The following is a 24,347-nucleotide window of genomic DNA, read 5'->3' on the forward strand; positions in this document are numbered from 1 at the left end:
ATGCACATTTTTATTCTTTATGCTCTCTGGACTGCTCAAGCCCCATAACCATCCATCCCTTATCCCTCTCATTTCTGAAAATCAACCCTTTCCTGCTTATTCTCTATTGAGTTTCCGAGAGTGCTCCTAATGAGTAAGCCGATTCCGAATGGAGTACCAAGTGTGCTGTAAGTATAACATATATTGAAGATTAATGATAGTGGACTATTATTATGGCTGGATTCAATGAAAGGCTGACGGAGATGCAGACGATATAGAGTTCTGTATAATATGAAAATTTTTATAAGAAACAGATAAAAAATTGTTACGAAAAAGTGTAGTTTTTTGTAATAAAAAACCTGCTATAAATTCTTAACCATTTTAATATATTATCGACAAAAAGTCAATAAACTTAATCCTCCTTTTTTGTGATATTTGCATTAAAATTTTTCCCTGTACATTATTACAAAAAACTACACTTTTTCGTAACAGGAGATAATGGCGGAAATTCAACAAGAATCCTTGTTTTTAAGAAGAGTATATGCCAATGGACAGAGTATGTAAGACCATTCATCAGTACAATAGAGAACCGATCAAAGAGGCTGATATGGAGAAGCTTCAGGAAATTGCCGAGGATTACAGAAAGGTAAAGAATTACGTGTATTCGCGTTACGGCGGGATCGCCAGCCTGTCAAAGATCTATCCGGGATATACGGTACAGAACGAGATGACAGGCAGTGGATACCGCGAAACATTAGGTATGCCGGCGGTATATTTCTATCTGGCGATCTTTGATGCATTAGGCGATATCAAGAGCCAGTGGACCAGGACAAAGACGAAGATCTCGAAGCTGATCAATCAGAATGAGGGTTTTACGGAGGAGGATAAGCATTACCTGCGTTTTTTACTCAAGGTCAGCAATGCGTTTGAAGAGGTGCTGAATCAGAAGCCTGTTGAACTGCCTAATACGGTGCAGAAGCAGTACATTAAAGTGTCGTCGAAAGTTGACGCAGAAAAGTTGAATAAATATCTGTGCAGGCAGGTGAGGAAGCATCATGTGAAGCTTCACACAGACAGAGCAGACGGATTTGCCATAGCAGAGCGGGCATACCGTTATGCAGACCATGGGATCTATATTTCGATTAAAGAAAAGCGGAAGCGAGTTTTTGTGCTGCTGACAGATAATAATCAGTACAAATGTCAATTACGTATGAAGCTCTATCCTCAAGAGCGGCGTATTGAGATTAAGATTCCTGTAAATGTCTCCATTCACAATCACAAGGAGTATCGGAACGAAGTCGGTGTGGCTGTAGGGCTCTATACGATGATGACCACAGATGAGGGGCATCGGTATGGGGAAGAATTGGGCAAGTTCCAGTTGGAGTATTCGGAATGGATACGGGTGCAGACCGACAGTTACAGACGGAATAAGAAGGATAATCCGGGGCGGAAGAAATATTACGCCAAGAAGCGGAGGATGGAGGAACGCCTGCATTGTTACATTAATCAGGAGTTGAATCGACTTCTGAGAGAGGAGAAACCGAAGACGATATTTATTGTGAAGCTGCCGAAGCCGCAGGCAGGCGGGCATAACAAGAAGATAAATTATGTGGTCGGCCAGTGGCAGAGAGGATATATTCGAAAGCGCTTGACGCAGAAATGTAAGGAACAGTCGGTTGAGATCGTGGAAGTGCTCGGGAAAGACATCAGTAATGAGTGCAGTGAGTGTGGTGCGATCGGGATGAAGGCGGAAGGAAGGTTTCATTGTCCGGCGTGCGGGTATGAGATGGTAGAGAAAGTGAATACTGCTCGGAATGTAAAGAAGCGTGGAAAGGGAGACGGAGCGCTGTTTTAGAATGGTTAGCGATAGTAAATTCGTTAGTATATGTATTTTATTTAATATGGTCATAAGAATAGCCATTTAGATAAATTCTGATGATAGATCAGGATTTTACCAAATAACTTTCAGAGGAACCATGGAAATTCCTGGATCGTTTTATGGACTAAGAGGTGTGTTCATGATAAAAGCAGGTATGATGCCTGCTATATAAAAAGAAAACACGGCGTTAGAAGGCAGATGCGAAAGGATGCAAATCTTGAGTTCTGCGTATTGGGTACGCCAGGACCTTGTGAACATGAGATTGTGTTGCGATAAAGTATCGCAGGTTGTCGCCAATGGGGATACATGTCATGACGTAGCAGGGAGCGAAGCGGAGAAGAGCTGCATCATTCTTGGGAAAGGGTGACCAATATGCCTTATTAAATCATTTATAATTGTGTATATGTAAGAGGAGTCAATGAGGAGAAATGAGATATCAGCTCCTCATTTTAGTGATACTGTTTGCGACACTTGTGAAATGAAGTCTGATAATATGCAGAGGTAGAAAACATGGAAATTGAGACATTAAAGAGAATGATTGGCGTCATGGATGTTCTCATAGTAAAGGGGAAGGCATATATATCGAATCGTTTTTATAATACCTTTCTTATATATGATCTTCAAGAAGAAACCATAGAGAAAGCAGAACGTTTCATGCAAATGGATGCGTCTTCTTTTGCTTATCATGGAGGCTGTATAGAGTATAAAGGGACGGTATACTTCTATCCGGATAACGGATATGGAGTACATGCCTATCATGTGGATAATGGATCTCAAAAGTATTATGATTTGGGATTTTGCCAAGTAGGATATTCCTGTATTTTCAGAGATAAATTGATATTATTTCCATGGTATGCAAGGCAAGGGCTTATTACTATTGATTTAAAAGAAGAAACCATTGATGTTCAGCATGATTGGTGGGATGTCGAACGAATGTTAGGCGATGTAAGTTCTAACTTTTTATATACCGGGATGTACGATGATCATAAAGTGTGGAGTCATTGTACAAAAAGTAATTTTTTGCTTATATCTGATTTCCAAATGCATTCTCTTAAAAAGTATACGATCGAGGTAGAGGAAAAAGCTTTATATGGAAGCGCTTATGACGGGGAGGATTTTTGGTTTACTGTAGTTGGTAAAGATCTACTATACCAGTGGAATATAGAAGGCGGAATACAAAATTGTTACAAGCCTGGCTTTAAATTGGATGAATATGACATGCCGCCTTGCCGGAAATTAGTATGTGCGAAGGGATATGTATTCATTATTTCATGTCATGAGAACGCACTGTTTCTTTTGAATAAAGGAACCGGAAAAATGGAAGTACTCTCACAATTTCCCCCGGATACCATATATCCAAAGGCAAAATACTGGGGGGTAAAAGAACGGATTTACGGCGATAAACTTTATCTGTTTTGCGATGTGACCAATCTGATCATACAAGTGGATCTGAATAGCTTAGAGGTCAGGTATATGAAGACACAGGTCATTGGTTCGCAGGTATTTGAGGAGTATAAAAACCAGATATGGAAAGAGATCCTTTTTGAAATGGGGGAGAAGAATTACCGGGGGGAAAATGGATATGACTGGAAGACATATATATCTACTTTTATAAGATTGGATAAAGAGATGTATGGTGAAGACGCAGAAACTCTTCAGGCAGGTAAGATTGGCGGAAACATATATCGGAAGGTAAGTACGAAATGAAAAAATCCTTTGAAGAAAAGTTTGACTGTTATAGCGAAGAGGATGGGAGCGTATGGGGAATAAACTGGCGTAGCTCTCATTATAAGAGGATGGGAGATATTATAGCGATAATACGTCCGTTTCTGAAGCAACAACATTTAAGAGTTTTAGAAGCAGGCTGTGCGACTGGTGATATGACGGAACTCATACTAAGACAAATCAAAGACCTGGAAGTTTATGATGCATTTGACATATCTAAAAAAGCTGTTTCGATATGCGAAGAGAAAGGGTTAAATTCAAAATGCCGTTGGTTTGTCGGGGATCTGGCTGATTTACAATTGGACAGGAAATATGATTTTATTATTTGCTGTGACGTTATTTATTATTTATCGGCTTATCAGCAAAAAAAATGCCTGGACAATTTTTATGAGCATCTGGAATGCGGAGGAAGGCTGTTTGTATGTGTGCCTTATGATAAAAAGGAAGTGCGCAGGCTTGAGAAGGCGAGAGGGCGGTTCACTATTGAACATAAGCAGATGGGGTTCCTTTGGTTGTGGTGCAAAATCGAGTTTGCGATATTAAAGTACTATAACAAGATGAATAAAAGAGGCGCTGCAAAGATTTTGAGAAAAGTTATCACCAACCACAAGTTGGCGGAGTATTGTGTATGGATTAACAGAAAAGTTTTTCCGAATAAATATTCGCATATGTATATGCTTCTTAAAAAGGAATAAGAGATTGGGGTATATATGGATTTATCACATAGTTTAAGAGGGAAAATCTATCGTAATATCACTGCAAAGATAAGAGGGATGGAAGAATATAATGATTTGTTCTGGAAGACATATGATCTGTTGGAAGAAACCAAGTCGTGGAGCACTTTGCAGTTCAGAGAATATCAGCTTCAAAAATTGAAGGAGTTGATTGGTTACGCGTATGCAAATACAAAATATTATCGAAGAATGTTTGATGAATATGGATGGACTCCGCGGGATTTTCGTAATTTTCATGATATAAGAAAGATACCCATTCTTACAAAGGATATTTTAGAGAAAAATTTAAACGAGCTGAGGGCGATTCCGCTCCATAATTGTGTGGCGGTGACAACCGGGGGTTCTACAGGCATACCGACCAAGTTATTTCTGGATGCCAGAAGTACTGGTGCGGTTAGGCTTGCCTTTGTCTGGCATAGTTTTCATGAAGGAGGGTATTATTTTGGAGACAAGATAGCCGTTCTTCGCGGAAAAGTGATAGGAAATGGAGATATATTCAGTGATCATAAATATGGCGTGTTGTATTGCTCCAGCATGAATATGTCAGAAAAAAATATGAAACAGTACCTACATCAGATTCAGAAGTTTGGGGCGAAACATATTAGGGCATATCCATCTGCCGCAGAACTTCTGGCAAAGTATATAAAAGATACAGGGAGCTGTTTCAATGAAGATGGGAAGATTAAGACGCTTTTTACCAGTTCTGAAACATTGACGGCGGATATGCGCAGATTGATAGAAGAACAGATGCATGTTAAAGTTGTGGATCTATATGGGAATTGTGAACAGATCGGTATGATCGGACAATGTAAGGAAGGGCACTACCATGAATATATGTGTCACTCGTATTTGGAATATCTGGATGATGAAGATCTGCCGGTAAAGACCGGAGAAGGAAGGATCATCGGGACGGGGTTTATTAATTCTGCAATGCCTTTTATCCGGTATGATACGGGCGATATAGCGTTGCTTGACACACAATATAGAATAAGATGCGCGAACAGACAAAGGGTGATCTGCGGGATTGCCGGACGGCGTAGGAAGGATGAATTCCTGGTTGGTAAAGATGGGAATCTGGTTAACTTTGTAGCAATCAATACGCATGCGGATATCTTCGATCATATCTATCGGTTTCAGTTTATTCAGGAAGAAAAAGGAAGAGTAAAAATTAACGTAATGCCGGCAAAAGGGTATACGGCAACGGATCATAGAAACATTTACATGGAATTCAAAAAACGTCTGGGTGAAACCTTTGACCTTGAAGTATGCGAGACAGAACAGTTTGAAAGCACGCCAAGAGGGAAAAGTAAATTCTTGATTCAAAATATAAAAATCCTTGTCTGAACTGTTACACATAGAAGCTTAAGTAGTAGGAGAGAAGTATGTATTCGTTTATAAATATTAATGAAATTATGATAGATGAATCTTGCAGGGAAAAGCTGAGAACATTGTGTGATTTATATATGCAGCATAGATTTGATCTGTTAGGGAGCGGATTTGTTAAGCTAGATTACACCATATGCGCAAAGGGTCTGCATGGAAGGCGCTATAAAAGCCGTTCTATGGCGAGATATGGAATGACTGCGGCTAAAAAATTACGGAACAGATATGGTGATATGTTGGGATATGAGCCGATCAACTGGTTTGTAGATTATAAAAGTGGATTTTTCTTTGAACCAGGAGGTTACCATTCTGTAAAGAAGTGCAGAACGGTCATGGCGGACAGAGTGGCAGTGGATGTAAAGTGTCCGTGGGAGTTAGGGCGTCTTTATCATCTTGTCCAGATGGCTATATTTGCGGTTGCGGATCAAGAATATAGAAATGATATAATCAGAGAATTCAAGAATGAGATGCGTGATTTTATGGTAATAAATCCGGTAGGACGTACGGTTCAGTGGTCTGCGGTTATGGATTCTTCGATTCGCATCGTCAATCTCCTGGTGGCGTATGATATCTTGCGGCAATTGGATGGATCCGGATATTTAGATAATGACTTTGAGTCAGGATTTGAAGCATTCATTGGAGAAAGCCTTAGATATGTAATGGAGAGATTGGAGCGGGGAAGAAACGGTATGAATTCCAACCATTATCTTTCTAATCTGGCAGGAGTTATCTTTGCAGCTGCATATCTTCAATCGGATGAATGGACGGATGCCTGTCTTGTCTTTGGAGTACAGGAGTTGATAAATGAAGTGCAAAAGCAGTTCTACGAGGAAGGGAGTCACATCGAAGGATCAACAAGCTATCATAGGTTAAGCGGGGAATTTGTAGTATATGCAACAGCGTTGATTTATGGAACGCTGCAGTCAGACAGAAAGAAAAGCTATCAGTCCTATATGCGCAGGAATATTAAGGGATTAAGAGGATTGCCTTCACAAAAATATGATGTGGAAACGGATCGATTTTTCCCGCAGTGGTATCTTGACAGGATTTATAATATGGCGGCTTTTACGGAAACGATTTCAAAAGATAATCATGAGATTGTTCAGGTAGGAGACAACGACAGCGGCAGATTATTGAAACTAACTCCTATGGGAGAGGGAGCGACTGATACGGTGATTGATCATCGGAATTTTTTGTCGGCAGTATCTGGATTATTTTTCGATTCCGGATTTGAACATATTGCGAATGAAATTCCGTTGGAAGCCAGTATGGTTCATGGTATGGCAAAGAGAAGATCTGCATTTCATAAATACGATGTTCGAGTGGAACAAATTGGAACTTTGGCAGAAAGTGAATACCCTTATAAAAAAGAGACAGTTTTATATGTGGATGAATCTGAAAAGGCGGCAAGTCTGTTGGAAGGGGTAGAAATATTTTATTATAAAAAATTCGGTGTTTTGATAGCGAGGGGGAAACGAATATTTATCTGTATGGTAATCGACACGGCTGAAAATACCGGTCTCTTAGGGCATACACATAATGATAAATTATCTGTGGAGGTGTTCGTTGACGGAACATATATAACAAGAGATCCGGGGGCATATATTTATACGGCATTTCCGATGATAAGAGATAAATTCAGGAGCGTGAAAGCGCATAATACAATTCATGTCGATGATTTTGAACAGAATGTGTTTTCCGGGACTTTTGGGATGAAAAAGCGGGCGAGGGGTCAAATACTTTTTGCCGGAAAAGACCGAATAATCGGAAAAGCATGTTATGCGGGAATTGAGCATGTAAGAGACGTTGAATTACTGGCTCATAAAATAGTAGTGACGGACTTTTCTAATATGCCTTTTACAGTATCCTTTCAAAATAGGATTTATTCGACTGGATATGGACAGTTACATAGGGAGGAAATACAGTGATTGTAAATCGATATAATTTTAAGTGGGAGACAGATATAGTCGAAGATGGTATTCTTTTATATTTTCTTGGACAGATAGCGCCATTGCTGAAAAAAAGTCTGGCGGATGTTAAATATGAAAAGTATGAAAAATGGGTAAAGAAAAAAATTGAGTATAGACGTATAAGGAAAGAAACAGAAGAAAATTTGAAGAAGAATTATGACGCAGGGAAACAACCTATGTTTTCATCAATCGAAATAGAGGTTATTAACCGTTGTAATGGTATTTGTCCGTTTTGTCCGGTTAATCGAAATACAGACCCACGGAAATTGAAAAAAATGGATGAAAAACTCTTTAAAAAAATTATTGATGAACTAGGAGAACTCCATTACTCGGGTAGACTGGCATTGCATTCCAATAACGAACCGTTTTTAGATTCAAGAATTGTAGAATTTGCAAAGTATGCCCGTGAACATGTACCGAATGCTCATTTATATATGTATACAAATGGAACTTTGCTGACTATGGAAAAATTCAAAGCTATCATTCCTTCTTTGGATAGAATGGTAATTGATAATTATGATGATGAATTAAAATTGATTGATAATGTAGCTAATATTCATGAATATTGTAAGAAAGACAAGGGATTAGATAGGAAAGTTGAAATCCATGTTAGGAAGATACATGAAGTCCTTAATACCAGAGGTGGCCAATCACCTAATAATAACAAAAAAAGGACATTAAGGATGTCCTGTATTTTGCCGTATAAACAGATGGTGGTGAGACCTGATGGGAAGACAAGTCTTTGTTGTAACGACCCTTATGGAAAATATACGTTAGCGGATCTAAACAGAATGTCATTGCGTGAAGCTTGGTATTCACAGAGATATGAAAAGATAAGAAAAAAGCTTAGAAAGGGCAGGGCGGAAATAAAGCTATGCCGATACTGTGATACATTACCGGGACCGAAAGGATATTGAGTATGATGTCTGAAAAGGTATATATCATTGATAATATTCCGTTATTTAATCCTGTAACAGCAGGAGGGAAGATATTATCATATGATGAGTTTATGGCAGGCAGAACAACGTTGGGACTTTGTACTAAGATTTATTTTGTAACGGCAGATATTGATTCTATTACAAACATGACTATGAAGATGCAAAATATATTCATTCAGTCCAGGATGCCGGTAATTGTATTAAAAGATACAAAAAGAGAAAAAAACATAACTGTTTGGCATTTGTTGTTGCGGCTTGTGAAAAAAAGACAGGAAGAACGCGATTCGGATAAGCTGGTACGTGTGGTAAACGACAGGATGGATTGGCTGGAACACCGGATCGTCAGGAAACGATACAGGAAGAATTCTATGCCCATGTATATAAAAACAACTATGGCATACGGTGTACAGTCAGGCGGGATGGTGGCTCATTCTACGGGAGTGATAAACGCATTGGCAAAGCAATATGGGCAGATTCCAGTATATACGACAGACTACATTTCCAGCGAAGTACAGACCAGAAATATTCATCACATATCAATGAAAGCCTATCATGATTTTAGCGAGCTGAGAAATTTATATTTTAATTTCAGCGCCTGCCGAGAAATATATGGATTACAAAAAGGAAGAGCACCTGCTTTTGTTTATCAGCGTTATGCTCTGGATAATTTCGTGGGGCTGCAGATCTCTTATAGATATAAAGTGCCTTTTGTCCTTGAATTTAATAGTTCCGAGATATGGACGTCCAGACACTGGGGAAATGGACTGAAATATAAAAATCTGGCTGAGAGAATAGAGAATCTCAACCTTGACAAAGCGGACCTGATCGTATGTGTCAGCGATGTGTTAAAAGAAGATTTGATAAAACGGGGAATTGAAAGCCAAAAAATATTGGTTGATTATAATGGGGCTGATATAGAAAAATACAACCCTGAGATCAGTGGGAAAGAGATAAGAGAAAAATATTGCCTGCAGAATAAAATCGTAATTGGATTTTGCGGTTCGTTCGGAGTGTTTCATGGAGCTGAAAAATTGGCGGAAAGTTATGCCGAATTAATCTCCCGGGATGAAAATTATAAGAGAAAAACCAGTTTGATGATGATCGGGGAGGGGAGGACGCTTCCGGAAGTAAAACGGATCCTGAAGCGTTTTCAGATAGAAGATTGTGTGAACTGTGTAGGAAGTATATGTTTCGAAAAGATATCATTATATCTGGCAGCCTGCGATATTCTGGTCGCCCCTCATGTCTGCAACAAAGATGGCAGCAATTTCTTTGGGTCGCCGACAAAATTGTTCGAATATATGGCTATGGGAAAGGCAATAGCAGCTTCTGACCTGGGACAGATGAGCAAGATCTTGAGAGATGGAGAAAATGCGCTTTTGTTTGAACCCGGAAATGTGAAGGATATGTCAGATAAGCTTGAGATATTGCTAAGAAGCGATGTACTTAGAGAAAAGCTTGGGACGAATGCAAGAAAGGACGTGGTTGAAAATTATACATGGGATGTTCATGTGAGAAAAATCATAGAAAAGATGGATGAAATATATGGAGGCTGACGCAGATGGTGAATGTGATTGGTTTGGGATACATAGGTTTGCCTACAGCGCTGATTATGGCGGAGAGTGGAACCAAAGTGGTCGGAACAGATAATAACAGTAAAGTTGTAAATGATTTGAAAGCCGGGAAGATTAGTTTTAGCGAAGATGGAATAGAAGAATTGTTTTATGGTGCCTTAAAGAAGGGGATAGAATTCAGTACAGAATATCAAAAGGCAGACATATATATAGTGGCGGTCCCGACGCCGTATATAAAGCATAGCAAAAAAGTAGATACGGCATATATCATGGATGCGGTCAGTCATATATTGGAGGTATGTGAAAGCGGGGCGGTTATAGTTATTGAATCTACGGTTTCTCCTGGAACGATAAGTAAATCAGTCCGCAGTTTTATTGAAGAAGAAGGATATGTATGTGGAGAAGATCTCCATCTAGTCCATGCCCCGGAGAGGATTATCCCGGGAAGAATGATAACAGAGCTCAGAAGTAATAATAGGACAATCGGAGCAGAGGATATTGCCATAGGGAGAAGGGTCAGAGCGTTATACAAGTCTTTCTGCAAAGGGGAGATCTTTTTAACAGACATTAAGACAGCAGAAATGACAAAAGTAGTAGAAAATACTTATCGGGATATCAATATAGCTTTCGCTAATGAACTTGCAAAGATATGCAGAGCCGGCGATATGGATGTATATGAGATTATTCGGTTGGCAAACATGCATCCGCGGGTAAATATACTTTCGCCGGGTCCAGGCGTAGGGGGACATTGTATCTCAGTGGATCCCTGGTTTTTGGTCGGAGATTATCCAGGACTTGCCAATATCATTCTCGCAGCCAGAAAGATTAATGATTCAATGCCGGAATTCGTGTTAAACCGTGTTTCAGAAATTATGGATGCAGAGAAACTGCAGGACATATCAAGAATAGGAATCTATGGGATTACCTATAAGGAAAATGTGGATGACGTAAGGGAAAGTCCTACATTACAGCTTATGGAGTGTATGAGGAGACATCTGGCATCTGGTGTTAAAGTATATGATCCCAATGTAGGCAGGGAGGTTGTAGAAAATCAATATCATGAACTGGACGCATTCTTAAATGATATTGATTTGATCGTCATCATGGTTGGGCATGATGAGATTATTGAGAATATGGAGAAGATAAAGGACAAGATCATCCTGGATACAAGAAATATATGTCGGGCAGACGCAGCCTATCGGTTATGAAAAGTAGTTATGGAGAAGAGTATGGATAAATTATATGTGACAATAACGATCGATACGGAAAATCCACAGATTCCGTTTATGGCAAATACATGTAGGACGGACACTTTGCTTCATTCTGACAGGAAAAGAAATTATGGAATCCAGTATATTTTATCTGTTTTTAAAGAGTATGGAATTCATGCGACGTGGTATTTGAATATATATGAAAAGTATCTTCTAGGGGAGAAACTTTTGGCAGATGTCTGTGATATTTTACTGAAAAACGGACAGGATATACAGCTTCATACACATCCGGTGTGGTTGATGGACCGCGACGAAAGAAAACGTATCTATATGAAGCAATATTCCTTTGAAGAACAAGTTTATATCATTGAGAAGGGGATAGAGGATTTACAGAATATAACAGGGAAAAGACCGATCGCGCACAGGGGAGGCGCATATGGTATTGATCGAAACACATTACTGGCGCTGAATACGGCAAACATGAAAATAGATTCCAGTGTTTTTTATAAAAATTCCAATTGTGAGGTTTCGGGAAGATACAAAAATAGAATCCATGAATTACACGGTATATTAGAATATCCTGTGAGTGTGTATAGACTTAAGACGAATTATATAATTCCTCACAAATCATGCAGCAATCAAATTCAAAAATCAGATATTAATTACAGTACTGGTAAAGAGATAAAAGAGGCATGTGAGCAGAACATAGCAGGATGTCATAGTTATATGAATATTTTTATGCATAGCTTTTCTTTATATAAGTTTTTTATGGCGGGAGTTCGGTCAGAGAGTTCTATATTTGAACCGGATAAAGACACTATAAAAAAATTCCATAATATTATGGGTTATTTGTGCGGGAATTCAAAGGTTGAAATTGTGACGGTAAGTCAATTATATGAAAAACGGAATACTATAAAGAAATCTTCTAAGGATTATATGCCGAAATTGAAAAGAACAAAAATTATCTGAGATTCTAAATAGAGTCTTGCGGAGGAAGGTATGTTAGACGAGAGAAAAGTATCTATAGCTAAAATTCAGGATCGTAAAAAAGGGTATCCACAAAAACCGCCCTTTTATCCGCCTGTAATTTACCCGGAATTGGAACGCCTGAATGTTGAATTAGAAACAGATCAGAGTAATCAGGTCTATGAAGCAGTCAGAAATGCATTCATATTTATGGGATTGGATTCGGAGCATTCTGCGTCGGAAGACTGGAATCCATTGGCTGATATCATTAAGCCTGGGGAATGTGTGGTTATTAAACCGAATTTTGTATATGATCGTAACATAAATGACAAGACGAACCAGTCAACGGTTACACATGGTTCCGTAATACGCGCGATCATAGATTATGTGATCCTGGCTTTGTGCGGACGCGGAAAGGTCATTGTGGCGGATGCACCTCAGATGAATTGCGATTTTGATCGGCTTACACGAAGAAACGGAATGAAAGCTGTAATAGATTATTATAAAAGGCAGCTTCGAGATACTTCTATAGCGGTCGAGTTGATAGATCTGCGTAGAGAAAGAACCGTATATAAGAATGGGATCGTATGGGAACGGATACAGCAAAAAGGCGATCCCATGGGATATACGATAGTGGATCTAAAACAGGACAGTGAGTTAAGCGGCGTGGATCCCAGAAGATTTTATGGAGCTGATTATAACCGTAAAGAAACGATAGCCGCGCATTCTAATGGGCATCATAAATACTTTATTTCTAATACAATATTAAATGCAGATGTTGTGATATCTGTCCCTAAATTAAAAGTGCACAGAAAAGTGGGAGTTACTCTGAATATTAAAAATATGGTGGGAATAAATGGGAATAAAAATTACCTGGTCCACTATCAAGTCGGCACACAGTCTAAAGGGGGAGATGAGTTTTCTGTTGAAAGCAGACAAGCAGTTTTAGACAGACGGATGAAGGATCTGACGCTCGGGAAAAACTGGAAATATGGGAAGTATTTATATGCGGCATATCTGAAGGGAAAAGAGCTTTTGAGGATAAAAGACAAGAGCGGCCAGAATAGAGGGGGCGACTGGTATGGGAATGATACGACATGGAGAATGGCAGTCGATCTGAACAGAGTGCTGTTGTATCATGGCAAAAACGGTATACCGTCAAAAGAAAAAAGAAGATACTTGTCTGTAATCGACGGTATTGTAGGCGGTGAAGGAGAAGGTCCTTTGGCGCCGACCGGTGTGAAGAGCGGGGTCATTATTGCCGGAGTGAATCCGATGGCAGCAGATCTTGTTGCAACGGCTTACATGGGTCTGGATTATAAGAAAGTTAAAAGTCTGAATATAAAAGAAAAAACAGAAAAACGGCTAATGGATTTTACGGTAGATGATATTGAGATTATGGGAATGAATGATGAATATATGAAAGGCGTCGATCATTTTCAAGATGTTTATAAATATAAACTCCCCTCGGGATGGAAGGGGTATTTGTAAGTTTCTAAGTAGTATAAGACAAAAATGGAGGGATTCATCATGAAAAAAGGCATTATATCAACATTATCATTTGTTTGCGGAGGAGCGGCAGGAATTTCATCTGTCTGGTCTGCATTAAGTAAGAAAACGAAAGAAGCACAGAAATATGCAGATAAGCATTTGGCGATCATGCAAGTTATGAATCAGTGGATCATCAATAAGCAGGAAGGAAAGAGCCTTGTAACCTTTTTTGAAGAAAATGGGTATAAAACAATTGCAATTTACGGGATGAGTTATCTCGGAGAGCGGCTTGAGGATGAGCTTAGAGACTCTGGAATTAAGATCGCGTATGCGATAGATAAAAATGCTGAAAACATCTATGCAGATGTAGAGGTAAGAGATCCGGAAGACGCTATGGACGAGGTGGATGCCGTTATTGTTACATCCGTGTTTTTCTTTGATGAAATTGAGGAACAGTTGGAGAACGTATTCGACTGTCCGATCATATCACTGGAGGATATTGTTCAAGAGGTTTAATTTCATGAGAAAGGTATTGATCGTTTCCTACTATTTTCCGCCTGTCAGTATGATAGCTTCAAAAAGATATGGGACTATGTGTAAATATTTCGAAGAAAACGGCTATATTCCCTACGTATTAACGACAAAGCATTATGAAAACCGGGAAGCAGGAATAAGTCTCGGGCAGAAAATTCCGATTGATAAGGAACAAGTTATTCGAATTGGAAATGTCAGGCATAATGCGGAAATACGAAATCCGGGATGGGATATGATATTGGAACTTTTAAAGAGAGGTAAGTATTGTTCGCGAACTATAGAAGCAGGCGGGATCGGGTGGTGTGAACAAGTGAAAACAGAGGGGATATTGGAGAGGTTAAAGGACATAGATCTTATTATCGGTACATTCCCGCCAATGACGAATCTTTTTGCTGCATGCTATCTGTCCCGCAAGCTAAAAGTTCCGTTTATTGCAGACATAAGGGATCTTATAAGTGATTATTCGGAATCTCCCACAGGGTATAAACGCGCCTTTTTGATCGACAGGTTAATAGAAAGATATGTCTTGCAAAAAGCATCGGCGTTTGTCACAGTCACTCCGGGATTCCGGAAAATACTGAAAGCACGTTATCCCAAGAAGGAAATGAAGATTGTGTATAACGGTTGGGACGCAGATAGAACAGAAGAACAGGGTGCGTGGGAAATTCAAACGGAAAAATACCTTTATTATGCAGGAACATTGTATCTGCACAGACTGGAAAGCTTTCGCTTGCTCGTAAGATGCCTGAAAAAGATTAATACAAACAGCCGTGACAAAATAAAGCTTATAGTTAGATCGGCGAGTCCTGGGAATATGACTGCAAAAGCCAGAAATATTGTACGGCAGGAAGAAATGCCAGAATATGTTCAAGTATTGGCGGCAGTCAGCGAGGATGTTGTCAGACAGGAACAGAAAAAGGCTTATATTAATATTGTATTGAGTTCGATCCATTCGGAAGATCAGGCATTGATGACTACGGTTCCGGGGAAAGTGTATGAATTGCTAAAGGAGAAACCGCCTATTCTTGCAATCGTCCCGGAACATTCGGATGTTGCGAAGGTGATGAATTATACGGAGAAGGGAATTGCTTCTGTAAAAGAAAGAGAAATTATTGAATTCATCGAAAAGAAAAATAAAAATTATGTTGGCAGTCATAAGATCGAATTTTTCTCAAGACAAAACCAGTCGAAACGACTATGCAAATTTATGGATCAAACATTGGTGGAATAAATGAAGAATATACTAATTGTTTTTGGTACAAGACCGGAGGCGATCAAAATGTGCCCTCTGGTAAAAGAACTAAAAAAAGATAAGAGTATTCAAACGGTGGTCTGTGTGACAGGGCAGCACAGGGAGATGCTGGATCAGGTTTTGCATATATTTCATATTGAACCAGATTACGACATGAATATTATGATACAAAATCAGACACTGTCTAACATAACGATGCGTATATTTGAGAATATACAAAAAATAATAGAGGAGGAAAAACCGGATATTGTTCTAGTGCACGGGGATACAACGACGGCATTCGCGGTTTCGTTGGTATGCTTTTATGCCGGGATCAGGGTAGGGCATGTTGAAGCAGGATTACGTACGTATAATTTAGCATCTCCTTATCCGGAGGAGTTTAATAGGCAGGTAATAGATCTTGTAAGTGATATATATTTTGCCCCTACAGAGCATGCAAGAGAGAATCTTGTTAAAGAAGGGAAACCAACGGAAAGAATATATGTGACTGGAAATACGGTAATAGACGCGTTAAAAACAACGGTCAGATCGGATTATGAGAATGAACATTTGAAATGGGCTCAAGATAGCAGATTGATATTACTGACTGCGCATCGCCGGGAAAACCTTGGGGATCTGATGAGAAATATGTTTGGCGCGTTGAAAAGAGTTGTTCAGGAATTCCCGGATATAAAGGTGATCTATCCAGTGCATAAAAATCCACTGGTACGTGAGATTGCTGATGAAGTGTTTGCCGGGACAGACCGGATTAAAATGATCGAACCATTGAATATGGTAGATTTTCATAATTTCATGGCAAGAAGCTATCTGGTACTGACAGATAGCGGAGGGATCCAGGAAGAGGCGCCGTCGCTTGGAAAACCTGTTTTGGTCATGCGAAATACAACGGAACGTCCGGAGGGAATTGAAGCCGGCACGATTAAGCTTGTGGGGACACAAGAAGATAGGATTTATCCGGAAATAAAGAAATTATTATCAGATGAAAAAGTATATGAAGAAATGAGCAGAGCAGTGAATCCATATGGGGATGGCAAAGCATCAGAACGGATTGTAAGAATATTATCAGGCAAAGAAAAGATATAAAGGGAGCTGGTGTAACTATATGAAAGTCATAATATACGGCATCGGAAACAGATATGACATTTTGTTTGATTTTAAAGAATTTGTTAGTATGGGTATATTTAAAAATGAGATACAGATAAGCGGTTTTGCAGACAGAAACCCGGAACTCTGGGGAAGGGAGATTCTTCATAACGGACAGAGATTTCTGATACATAATATAGATGATTTTTCTAAAAATGAATTTGACAAGATCATGGTTACAACGGATGTTTACTTTGATGAGATCAGAGATAAATTGGTTCAGGATGGATATAAAGAAGAGCAGATTTTTTTGATTGACAATATCTTTGAACAGTATGTGGAACAGATCAGCTATGACAAAAATCCTTTGTTTGATGATTATTGGATGCGGTTATATGAGGATGGTAATGAAGCGGCAGCATTTTTCAGAACCAAAAAGTATAAAAGGATAGCGGTTTACGGGGCAGATCTGTTGGCGGAACGTCTGATGCGCGTACTGAAGAAAGCAGGTATAAAGATTCTGCGTAACCCGACGGAAGAAGGCGCGGATGCTAATGTATTACCGGAAACGGATCTGATCGTGGTAACCACATCAAAAGACTATATGAAGATTGAACGGGAGTTATGCGAGAAAAATCACATAGAGGTAATCTCTATACAGGAATTGGTATATAAAACTTTGAATCATACAGAAAAGAGATAGAAATATGCGGAATCTGGTATTAATGCATTTGGAGAGTCTAAATTATACAAATTATAGAACGAACAAGGAATTCTTCCCCAATTTGTTATATTGGGAAGAAAAATCCTTGTCTTTTTCAAAATATTTTTCCACTGCAACTTCTACCTTGATGGTAATTGGTGATTTGTTATACGGCGGGATGCTTCAATATGAATCTTGTGACAATATGAATAGTATTCCGGAGCGCTATTGCTATCAAGAGTCCTTGTTTGACTATTTAAAGGAGATAGGCTATATGACAAGGCTTTTGTATTATCCCGGCGGCGAGGACTGCAAGAGCGCGAAGGAGAGATATATCGCCGGATTTCGAAATGATTTGGAGGCTTTTACAGAATATGGAAGTTATTTTGCGGAGATAGAGAGGAGCTTGGATACAGAGAAGCCGTTTGCCCTGTTGTTGTGTAACGCGGTAAGTAATGTGGCGCTGAATCACAAGATCTCCGATTGCAGATTTGACAGCGGGTTGGATCGGAGAAGGCGGGGCTATCAATACATGGATGTTTGTGTGGACGAAGTAATGAGACTTTTGGAGAAGAAAGGATGTATGGACAATACGACAATTATTTTTTATGGAGATCATGGCGACGACTATTTCGCACATGGGGTTCATAATGGATTGACACATGCAATCGAGCCATATGCAGGACTGATCCATACGCCGTTTTGGATTTATGACGATCGTCTGGTAAAAAAAGGAAATTGTCAGAATCTTTTAAGTACATTAGATATCCGGGAGATTACAGAAAAACTGTTGGAGATGCCGGAAGAAGAATTTGAGTGGGATGAGCTTGGGATTTTTAGCAGAGAATATGTGATAGCGAGAAACGCATATGCGGCGCAGCCGGTCAGGAAGAACTCTTTTAATAAAGGCTATTGTCTGACAGACGGAAGATTCCTGTTCATGGCAAGCAATCTAGGAATGGAGATGTATGACATTGAGATGGATCTGCTCTGTCAGAATAATTTATTGCGTTTTTTTGTATACGAAGAGGGAATTTTGCACGTGGACAGGGAGTTGAACAGCAATCTGTCTTATCATTATTTGTTTATCATTGATATGGGAGCAATACGGCAGATCCGGCAGAATTTTTATTATTATAGGGAAAAACTCCGGGAAGAGGCAGGGCGTTTATTTCAGCATGCAGAATGTCCGGATAAGATGAAAGAATTGGATTTCGAAAATATACATCAGATATGATGTTGAACAGCATAAATAGAGAGGGAGCGCCGTGAAAGCATTAATTCTAAATTCAGGGATGGGGAACCGTATGGGAGTACTCACTTCTGAGCAGCCGAAATGTATGACGGAAGTATCTGGTACGGAGACGATCTTGAGCAGACAATTGAAACAAATAAAGGACGCGGGGATTGACGAGGTTATTATTACTACGGGATATTATGACAATGTATTGGTGGAATATTGTCAGAACATAGACCTGCCGTTGTGTTTTACTTTTGTGAAGAATCCTGCGTTTCAGGATACAAATTATATATATTCTATTTACTGCGCCAGGGAATATCTGGATGATGATCTGATTCTGATGCACGGGGACTTGGTGTTCGAAAATGCAGTATTTGATGAAATCGTAGGCAGTGAAAAGAGTTGTATGGCAGTGAGCACACTGCAGGCGCTTCCTGAGAAAGATTTTAAGGCAGTAGTAAGAGCTGGAAGAATTGAAAAAGTAGGGATAGATTTCTTTCATGAAGCTGTGTGCGCCCAGCCGTTATACAAGCTGCTTCAGAAGGATTGGAAAGTATGGCTGGATGAGATCATCCGTTTCTGTGAAGAGGGAGAAGTAAAATGTTATGCAGAAGACGCCCTGAATATGGTATCGGATGGTTGTGAGATCTGCCCGGTGGATATCAGGGGACAGTTGTGCAGTGAGGTTGATAATCCGGATGATCTTGCCGTTGTACGCAGCCGTCTGCATGAAATAGAAAATAGGATCGTTTATATGTGTTTTGCCACAGATATTCTCCACAGCGGTCATATTGCGATGATCAAAAAGGCACAGAAATTGGGGAAATTAATTATCGGTGTTCTTTCGGATGAAGCCGTGGCTGGTTATAAGAGGTTTCCATTGCTTCCGTTTTCAGAAAGAAAAAGCATGTTTGAAAATATCGTAGGAGTATTCCAGGTAATTGAACAGCAGACTTTGAGTTATAAGGAGAATCTGGAGCGGTTGAAGCCGGCATATGTCGTACATGGAGATGACTGGATAACTGGGTTTCAAAGACCGATTCGTGATGAAGTGGTGTCTGTTCTTGCCGGATATGGAGGATGTCTGGTTGAGTTCCCTTACTCGGCAGGTAAACGGTATGAAGAGTTGGAAAAGAGAACACGGGAAGAACTTTCTATTCCTGAGATGCGGCGCGCCCGTCTGAAAAAGCTTCTTTCGATAAAAGGGATTGTGACTGCAATAGAGGCGCATAACGGGCTGACAGGGCTTATTGCGGAGAATACGACAGTATATCAGGACGGAGGGGCACGTCAGTTTGACGCTATGTGGATCAGTTCTCTCTGTGATTCTACCGCAAAAGGGAAGCCGGATATAGAGTTGGTCGATATGTCCTCTCGATTCCGGACGGTTGATGACATTATGGAAGTGACGACGAAGCCGATCATCTTTGACGGAGACACAGGCGGCATGGCGCAACATTTTGTCTATACGGTAAGGACATTGGAGCGTATGGGCGTTTCCATGGTGATCATCGAAGATAAAATTGGATTAAAGAAGAATTCATTGTTTGGAAATGAAGTAAAACAAACGCAGGATAGTATCTCGAATTTTTGCGAAAAAATTAAAGCCGGGAAAAGGGCACAGAAGACAAAAGATTTTATGATCTGCGCCCGGATCGAAAGTTTGATTCTCGAACAAGGGATGGAAGATGCGTTGAAACGTGCTTATGCATATGTAGAAGCAGGTGCGGATGCAATTATGATACATAGCCGCAGGAAAGAACCGGAGGAAATCTTTACGTTTGTAGATCGCTTCCGAAAGTCGGACGGCAGGACGCCGGTGATAGTAGTGCCGACATCTTTTCATTGTGTAAAAGAGGAAGAATTCAGACAGCATGGAATTAATATTGTTATATATGCCAATCAGTTGACAAGGACTGGGTTTCCGGCTATGCAGCATGCTGCCAGGCTAATCCTGGAACACCATCGTGCAATGGAGTGCGATGAGATCTGTATGCCGATTAACGAGATTATCCGTTTGATACCGGATGAAAGCTGAGGAATCAAGTGATGCAGGGACAATATATATTGACGCCGCCGAAGTGTTATGAGAAATTAGATGATTTTTTGAAAAATGAGGGTGTAAAGAAGATTTTTTTGGTCTGCGGAGATTCTGTCGGGCAGGTAAGGATGGCAGTCTATTTCTCGACACTGGAGAAACGGACAGGGATCAAAGTTGTCAGATTCAGGGATTATACTGCGAATCCACAGTATAGCGCGGTAGTAGAAGGGGTCAGGCTTTTTCGCGAAGAAGGCTGTGATATGGTTGCGGCAGTTGGAGGGGGAAGCGCTATAGATGTAGCGAAATGTATTAAATTGTATTCAGATATGGAGCCGGAACAAAATCTCTTGTTACAGACTGTCAAGCGGAATCAGACGAAACTTCTGGCGGCGCCGACGACAGCAGGTACCGGAAGTGAGGCGACCAGATTTGCCGTGATTTATTATCGTGGGGAGAAACAGTCCATATCAGATGATAGCTGTCTGCCGGCGGTGGTGGTGATGGATCCGTCTTCGCTGGATACATTGCCGGAATATCAACGAAAAGCGACGGTAATGGACGCACTGTGTCATGCAATGGAAGCGTTCTGGTCTGTCTTTTCTAATGAAGAAAGCCGTGCATATTCAATGGATGCTATAAAAAGAATACTGAGATATAAGGATTTATATCTTGTAAACGACAGAAAAGGCAAGGAAGAAATGCTAAAGGCATCTCATGTGGCAGGGAAGGCAATTAATCTTGCACAGACGACTGCCGGTCATGCGATGTGTTATAAGCTTACCAGTTTGTATGGGATTGCCCATGGGCATGCGGCAGGGATTTGCGTAGCGAAGTTGCTCCCCTATATGACCTCACATTTGGATCAGTGTATTGACCCGAGAGGAGAGGGATACCTGGAACGTCGGTTTAAGGAGCTTGCCAGGATTATGGGATGCCGGGAGATTGATGAGGCTGTAAGCCTGTTTGCCGGGATTTTGGATGAGTGGGGGTTGAAAGCGCCGGTTTTGAGAGCCTCTGAAGAGTTACAATTCTTGAAGACATCTGTAAATATTGTCCGGTTAAGAAATAATCCGATATGTTTGGAGCCAGAAGATATAGAATGCCTGTATCGTCAGATTTTCAATGTGTAAAGCCAATATCATGCGGCTTGCGGTTGACTGGGCGCTGTGATGGGGCGGTGTCAGGCGTGTATATGAGAAATGAGGGATAAATGCGGGATGGATGTGAAGAAGTTTGTTGAAATATTGGGATCAGATTACTATGCGGGAGTGCCGGATTCCCAGTTAAGGGCATTGTGTGATTATCTGATGGATACATACGGCATTGATCCGCTGCATCATGTGATTGCGGCAAATGAAGGAAATGGTACGGCATTGGCGGCGGGATACCATCTTGCTACCGGGAAGATCCCGGTGGTATATATGCAAAATAGCGGTGAAGGCAATGCAGTCAACCCGGTTGTTTCTCTGTTAAGCAGTGAAGTGTATGCAATTCCGGTAATTTTTGTGATCGGATGGAGGGGAGAACCGGGGGTGAAGGATGAGCCTCAGCATATCCATCAGGGAAGGATCACTCTCAAGATTTTGGAGGATATAGGCGTCTCTTCTTATATTATCAGCAAGGAGACCGTGGAAGACGAGATTATAGCGGCGATGGAAGGCTTCAGAAAGGAGCTTGCCGCAGGAAGGGATGTTGCTTTTGTAGTTAGAAAAGGGGCGCTTTCCTATAAGAAAAAAATCAAATATCAAAATGGGAACCAACTGACTCGTGAGGAGGTTCTTCGGTATATTGTGAAGTATTCCGGGAAGGATCCGGTGGTGTCTACGACCGGAAAGACCAGCCGGGAGCTTTTTGAAATCCGCGAAGCGGGCAGTAAGGAGCATAAGTATGATTTCCTGACGGTTGGTTCAATGGGGCATAGTTCGTCAATTGCATTGGGGATCGCACAACAGAAACCGGATACTAAGATTTGGTGTGTGGATGGCGACGGTGCAGTATTGATGCATATGGGAGCACTGGCTTTGATCGGAGCAAATGCGCCGAAGAATATGATTCATATTGTCATCAATAACAGCGCACACGAGACAGTTGGGGGAATGCCGACGGTTGCAGGCAGGATGGATCTGACAGCCATTGCAAAGGCATGCGGTTATCGTTATGCGATCAGTGTAGATGATCATAGAGAGTTGGAAAAGGAGCTGGAGACAGTGAGATTACGGAATGAATTAGCGCTGATAGAGGTCAAGTGTGCAGTCGGCTCCCGCAGTGATCTTGGAAGACCGACAACCAGTGCAGTGAAGAATAAGGAAGGATTCATGGATTATCTGATGAAATTGAAGTGAAAGGGAGAATCGGCGTGAGATCAGAGGTAGATACAAGGCAGGAAAAACGGGAAGACAAAAGAAAAGTATATATCTGGGGAACAGGGAAATATGGCAGAAAGGTATTGCAGGCTGTAAAGACGGAAAACTGCCAGGTCCTTGGATTTGTAGACAATGACCCGTCAAAACATGGTAAAACATATGAAAATATAAAGATTTTATCATTTAAAGAGATTGCAGAAGACTATGATGTTCTGATTATAGGAATTGTCAGATATGAAGCTGTTTTATATCAATTAAAGAAGGAAAATCATACGGATTTTTCAAAAATCATTGTTTTTTTTAATGGATCATCCTGTGAAGAGTCTCGGTATTTTCACGTTATAGATCAGCAAAAGTGGAAAATCCTGATATTGGAAGAAAAGGTTGCGTGCCTTGAAAGAGACCTAAAAGCCCGGATTGATAATATTGGTTACGAGATTATAGACAAATATAATAAAGATTTGTATCAGTTTCCAAGGATCGCCTCCACGGAAGAAGCTGTGGATAAGATCGTTAACGAAGGATGCTCCCTTGTACGTTATGGTGATGGAGAGTTTAATATTATGGAGGGCAAAGAAGGTCCTGTTTTTCAGAACTATTCGGCAGAGCTCGCCGATCGGTTGTTAGAAGTTCTGGTTTCAAAAGAGGAAAAACTTTTGATTGGTATTGCGAGTAATTACGGAAATCTGGACATGTATACAGAAGATTCGGCAGATGGGATCCGGTTTTATATGAAGGAAGAGACCCGGCGGTTTCATATGTCTGTATTAGACCACAACAGAGTATATTATGACGCATATATGTTTAAGTCATATTTTCCATATAAAAACCGCGAAGATACATGGAAAAGGTTATCTCTGATCAAAAAGATATGGAATAACAGGGATGTGGTGCTGATCGAAGGGGATAAGACAAGAACGGGATATGGAAATGATCTGTTTGATAATGTCAGGTCTCTGCAGAGGCTTCTGTGTCCGACAAAGAATTCCTTTGAAAAGTATGATGAAATATTAGATAAGGCTTTGGAATTGAAGAAAAGTTGCCTGATATTGGTCGTATTGGGAACGGTGTCTGAACTTCTGGTTTATGATTTGATGAAAAAAGGATTTCAGGCAGTGGATATTGGGCAGATAGATATGGATTATGGGTGGTATCTGGCAGGTGCACAAAAACGCGTGCCAATTCCGGATCGGTATGTATCGCAGCTTCCGCCGGCTGAAATTACGGAAGTAACAGATGAGGAATATTTGAAGCAGATCATAGGGCATATTGGTTGATGAA

At 40.4% G+C, this 24,347-nt stretch carries 19 protein-coding genes; all 19 read left to right on the plus strand.

Annotated elements, in window-relative coordinates; all coding sequences use genetic code 11:
- The first annotated feature begins 526 nt into the window (after positions 1-526).
- Positions 527-1,834 (plus strand): zinc ribbon domain-containing protein, encoded by a 1,308-nt coding sequence (locus tag VSQ62_RS32080; RefSeq protein ID WP_334638750.1) that lies wholly within the window; start codon positions 527-529, stop codon positions 1,832-1,834.
- 534 nt (positions 1,835-2,368) lie between these two features.
- On the plus strand, positions 2,369-3,565 hold the full coding sequence (locus tag VSQ62_RS32085) for a hypothetical protein (protein ID WP_334638751.1): 1,197 nt from the start codon (positions 2,369-2,371) through the stop codon (positions 3,563-3,565).
- Positions 3,562-4,278, plus strand: coding sequence for a class I SAM-dependent DNA methyltransferase (locus VSQ62_RS32090; RefSeq protein WP_334638752.1), 717 nt, complete (start codon positions 3,562-3,564; stop codon positions 4,276-4,278). The genes VSQ62_RS32085 and VSQ62_RS32090 overlap by 4 nt, the downstream gene beginning before the upstream one ends.
- A gap of 15 nt (positions 4,279-4,293) precedes the next feature.
- Positions 4,294-5,661 (plus strand): phenylacetate--CoA ligase family protein, encoded by a 1,368-nt coding sequence (locus tag VSQ62_RS32095; RefSeq protein ID WP_334638753.1) that lies wholly within the window; start codon positions 4,294-4,296, stop codon positions 5,659-5,661.
- Between the two features lie 38 nt (positions 5,662-5,699).
- Positions 5,700-7,628 (plus strand): heparinase II/III domain-containing protein, encoded by a 1,929-nt coding sequence (locus tag VSQ62_RS32100; protein ID WP_334638754.1) that lies wholly within the window; start codon positions 5,700-5,702, stop codon positions 7,626-7,628.
- Positions 7,625-8,587: a radical SAM/SPASM domain-containing protein gene (locus tag VSQ62_RS32105; protein WP_334638755.1), complete on the plus strand. Its 963-nt coding sequence runs from the start codon at positions 7,625-7,627 to the stop codon at positions 8,585-8,587. The genes VSQ62_RS32100 and VSQ62_RS32105 overlap by 4 nt, the downstream gene beginning before the upstream one ends.
- 2 nt (positions 8,588-8,589) lie before the next feature.
- The gene (locus tag VSQ62_RS32110) at positions 8,590-10,164 is read left to right on the plus strand and encodes a glycosyltransferase family 4 protein (RefSeq protein WP_334638756.1); all 1,575 of its coding nucleotides are present in this window, start codon (positions 8,590-8,592) and stop codon (positions 10,162-10,164) included.
- A gap of 5 nt (positions 10,165-10,169) precedes the next feature.
- Positions 10,170-11,390 (plus strand): nucleotide sugar dehydrogenase, encoded by a 1,221-nt coding sequence (locus VSQ62_RS32115; RefSeq protein ID WP_334638757.1) that lies wholly within the window; start codon positions 10,170-10,172, stop codon positions 11,388-11,390.
- A 78-nt stretch (positions 11,391-11,468) separates the two neighbouring features.
- Positions 11,469-12,362, plus strand: coding sequence for a polysaccharide deacetylase family protein (locus tag VSQ62_RS32120; protein WP_502957896.1), 894 nt, complete (start codon positions 11,469-11,471; stop codon positions 12,360-12,362).
- Positions 12,363-12,392: 30 nt separating this feature from the next.
- Complete coding sequence (locus VSQ62_RS32125; RefSeq protein ID WP_334638759.1) at positions 12,393-13,850, plus strand: DUF362 domain-containing protein; 1,458 nt, start codon at positions 12,393-12,395, stop codon at positions 13,848-13,850.
- Between the two features lie 39 nt (positions 13,851-13,889).
- Entirely contained in the window at positions 13,890-14,366 is a 477-nt protein-coding gene (locus tag VSQ62_RS32130; RefSeq protein ID WP_334638760.1) for a hypothetical protein, read from the plus strand.
- Positions 14,367-14,370: 4 nt separating this feature from the next.
- Positions 14,371-15,615: a glycosyltransferase gene (locus VSQ62_RS32135; protein WP_334638761.1), complete on the plus strand. Its 1,245-nt coding sequence runs from the start codon at positions 14,371-14,373 to the stop codon at positions 15,613-15,615.
- Positions 15,616-16,719 carry a non-hydrolyzing UDP-N-acetylglucosamine 2-epimerase gene (gene wecB, locus VSQ62_RS32140; RefSeq protein ID WP_334638762.1) on the plus strand — a complete coding sequence of 368 codons (1,104 nt, stop codon included), beginning with the start codon at positions 15,616-15,618 and terminating at the stop codon, positions 16,717-16,719.
- A 19-nt stretch (positions 16,720-16,738) separates the two neighbouring features.
- Complete coding sequence (locus tag VSQ62_RS32145; RefSeq protein ID WP_334638763.1) at positions 16,739-17,422, plus strand: hypothetical protein; 684 nt, start codon at positions 16,739-16,741, stop codon at positions 17,420-17,422.
- A 274-nt stretch (positions 17,423-17,696) separates the two neighbouring features.
- On the plus strand, positions 17,697-18,659 hold the full coding sequence (locus VSQ62_RS32150) for a sulfatase-like hydrolase/transferase (RefSeq protein ID WP_334638764.1): 963 nt from the start codon (positions 17,697-17,699) through the stop codon (positions 18,657-18,659).
- A 31-nt stretch (positions 18,660-18,690) separates the two neighbouring features.
- Complete coding sequence (gene aepX / locus VSQ62_RS32155; protein WP_334638765.1) at positions 18,691-20,700, plus strand: phosphoenolpyruvate mutase; 2,010 nt, start codon at positions 18,691-18,693, stop codon at positions 20,698-20,700.
- An 11-nt stretch (positions 20,701-20,711) separates the two neighbouring features.
- Entirely contained in the window at positions 20,712-21,833 is a 1,122-nt protein-coding gene (locus VSQ62_RS32160) for a phosphonoacetaldehyde reductase (protein WP_334638766.1), read from the plus strand.
- Between the two features lie 87 nt (positions 21,834-21,920).
- Positions 21,921-23,045 carry a phosphonopyruvate decarboxylase gene (gene aepY, locus VSQ62_RS32165; RefSeq protein ID WP_334638777.1) on the plus strand — a complete coding sequence of 375 codons (1,125 nt, stop codon included), beginning with the start codon at positions 21,921-21,923 and terminating at the stop codon, positions 23,043-23,045.
- A gap of 14 nt (positions 23,046-23,059) precedes the next feature.
- Positions 23,060-24,343, plus strand: coding sequence for a GT-D fold domain-containing glycosyltransferase (locus VSQ62_RS32170; RefSeq protein WP_334638767.1), 1,284 nt, complete (start codon positions 23,060-23,062; stop codon positions 24,341-24,343).
- The last annotated feature ends 4 nt before the right edge of the window (positions 24,344-24,347 follow it).

The organism is Sporofaciens sp. JLR.KK001, from assembly GCF_036941055.1.
Classification (GTDB): Bacteria; Bacillota; Clostridia; order Lachnospirales; family Lachnospiraceae; genus Sporofaciens.

Excerpts from the sequence above, each read along its gene's own strand:
- VSQ62_RS32130 (WP_334638760.1), top strand. The coding sequence starts at position 13,890 with ATGAAAAAAGGCATTATATCAACATTATCATTTGTTTGCGGAGGAGCG.
- VSQ62_RS32110 (WP_334638756.1), top strand. The coding sequence starts at position 8,590 with ATGATGTCTGAAAAGGTATATATCATTGATAATATTCCGTTATTTAAT.
- VSQ62_RS32095 (WP_334638753.1), top strand. The coding sequence starts at position 4,294 with ATGGATTTATCACATAGTTTAAGAGGGAAAATCTATCGTAATATCACT.
- VSQ62_RS32085 (WP_334638751.1), top strand. The coding sequence starts at position 2,369 with ATGGAAATTGAGACATTAAAGAGAATGATTGGCGTCATGGATGTTCTC.
- wecB (WP_334638762.1), top strand. The coding sequence starts at position 15,616 with ATGAAGAATATACTAATTGTTTTTGGTACAAGACCGGAGGCGATCAAA.
- VSQ62_RS32090 (WP_334638752.1), top strand. The coding sequence starts at position 3,562 with ATGAAAAAATCCTTTGAAGAAAAGTTTGACTGTTATAGCGAAGAGGAT.
- VSQ62_RS32160 (WP_334638766.1), top strand. The coding sequence starts at position 20,712 with ATGCAGGGACAATATATATTGACGCCGCCGAAGTGTTATGAGAAATTA.
- VSQ62_RS32150 (WP_334638764.1), top strand. The coding sequence starts at position 17,697 with ATGACAAGGCTTTTGTATTATCCCGGCGGCGAGGACTGCAAGAGCGCG.
- VSQ62_RS32080 (WP_334638750.1), top strand. The coding sequence starts at position 527 with ATGGACAGAGTATGTAAGACCATTCATCAGTACAATAGAGAACCGATC.
- VSQ62_RS32120 (WP_502957896.1), top strand. The coding sequence starts at position 11,469 with ATGGCAAATACATGTAGGACGGACACTTTGCTTCATTCTGACAGGAAA.
- aepY (WP_334638777.1), top strand. The coding sequence starts at position 21,921 with ATGGATGTGAAGAAGTTTGTTGAAATATTGGGATCAGATTACTATGCG.
- VSQ62_RS32135 (WP_334638761.1), top strand. The coding sequence starts at position 14,371 with ATGAGAAAGGTATTGATCGTTTCCTACTATTTTCCGCCTGTCAGTATG.
- VSQ62_RS32115 (WP_334638757.1), top strand. The coding sequence starts at position 10,170 with ATGGTGAATGTGATTGGTTTGGGATACATAGGTTTGCCTACAGCGCTG.
- VSQ62_RS32145 (WP_334638763.1), top strand. The coding sequence starts at position 16,739 with ATGAAAGTCATAATATACGGCATCGGAAACAGATATGACATTTTGTTT.
- VSQ62_RS32125 (WP_334638759.1), top strand. The coding sequence starts at position 12,393 with ATGTTAGACGAGAGAAAAGTATCTATAGCTAAAATTCAGGATCGTAAA.
- VSQ62_RS32100 (WP_334638754.1), top strand. The coding sequence starts at position 5,700 with ATGTATTCGTTTATAAATATTAATGAAATTATGATAGATGAATCTTGC.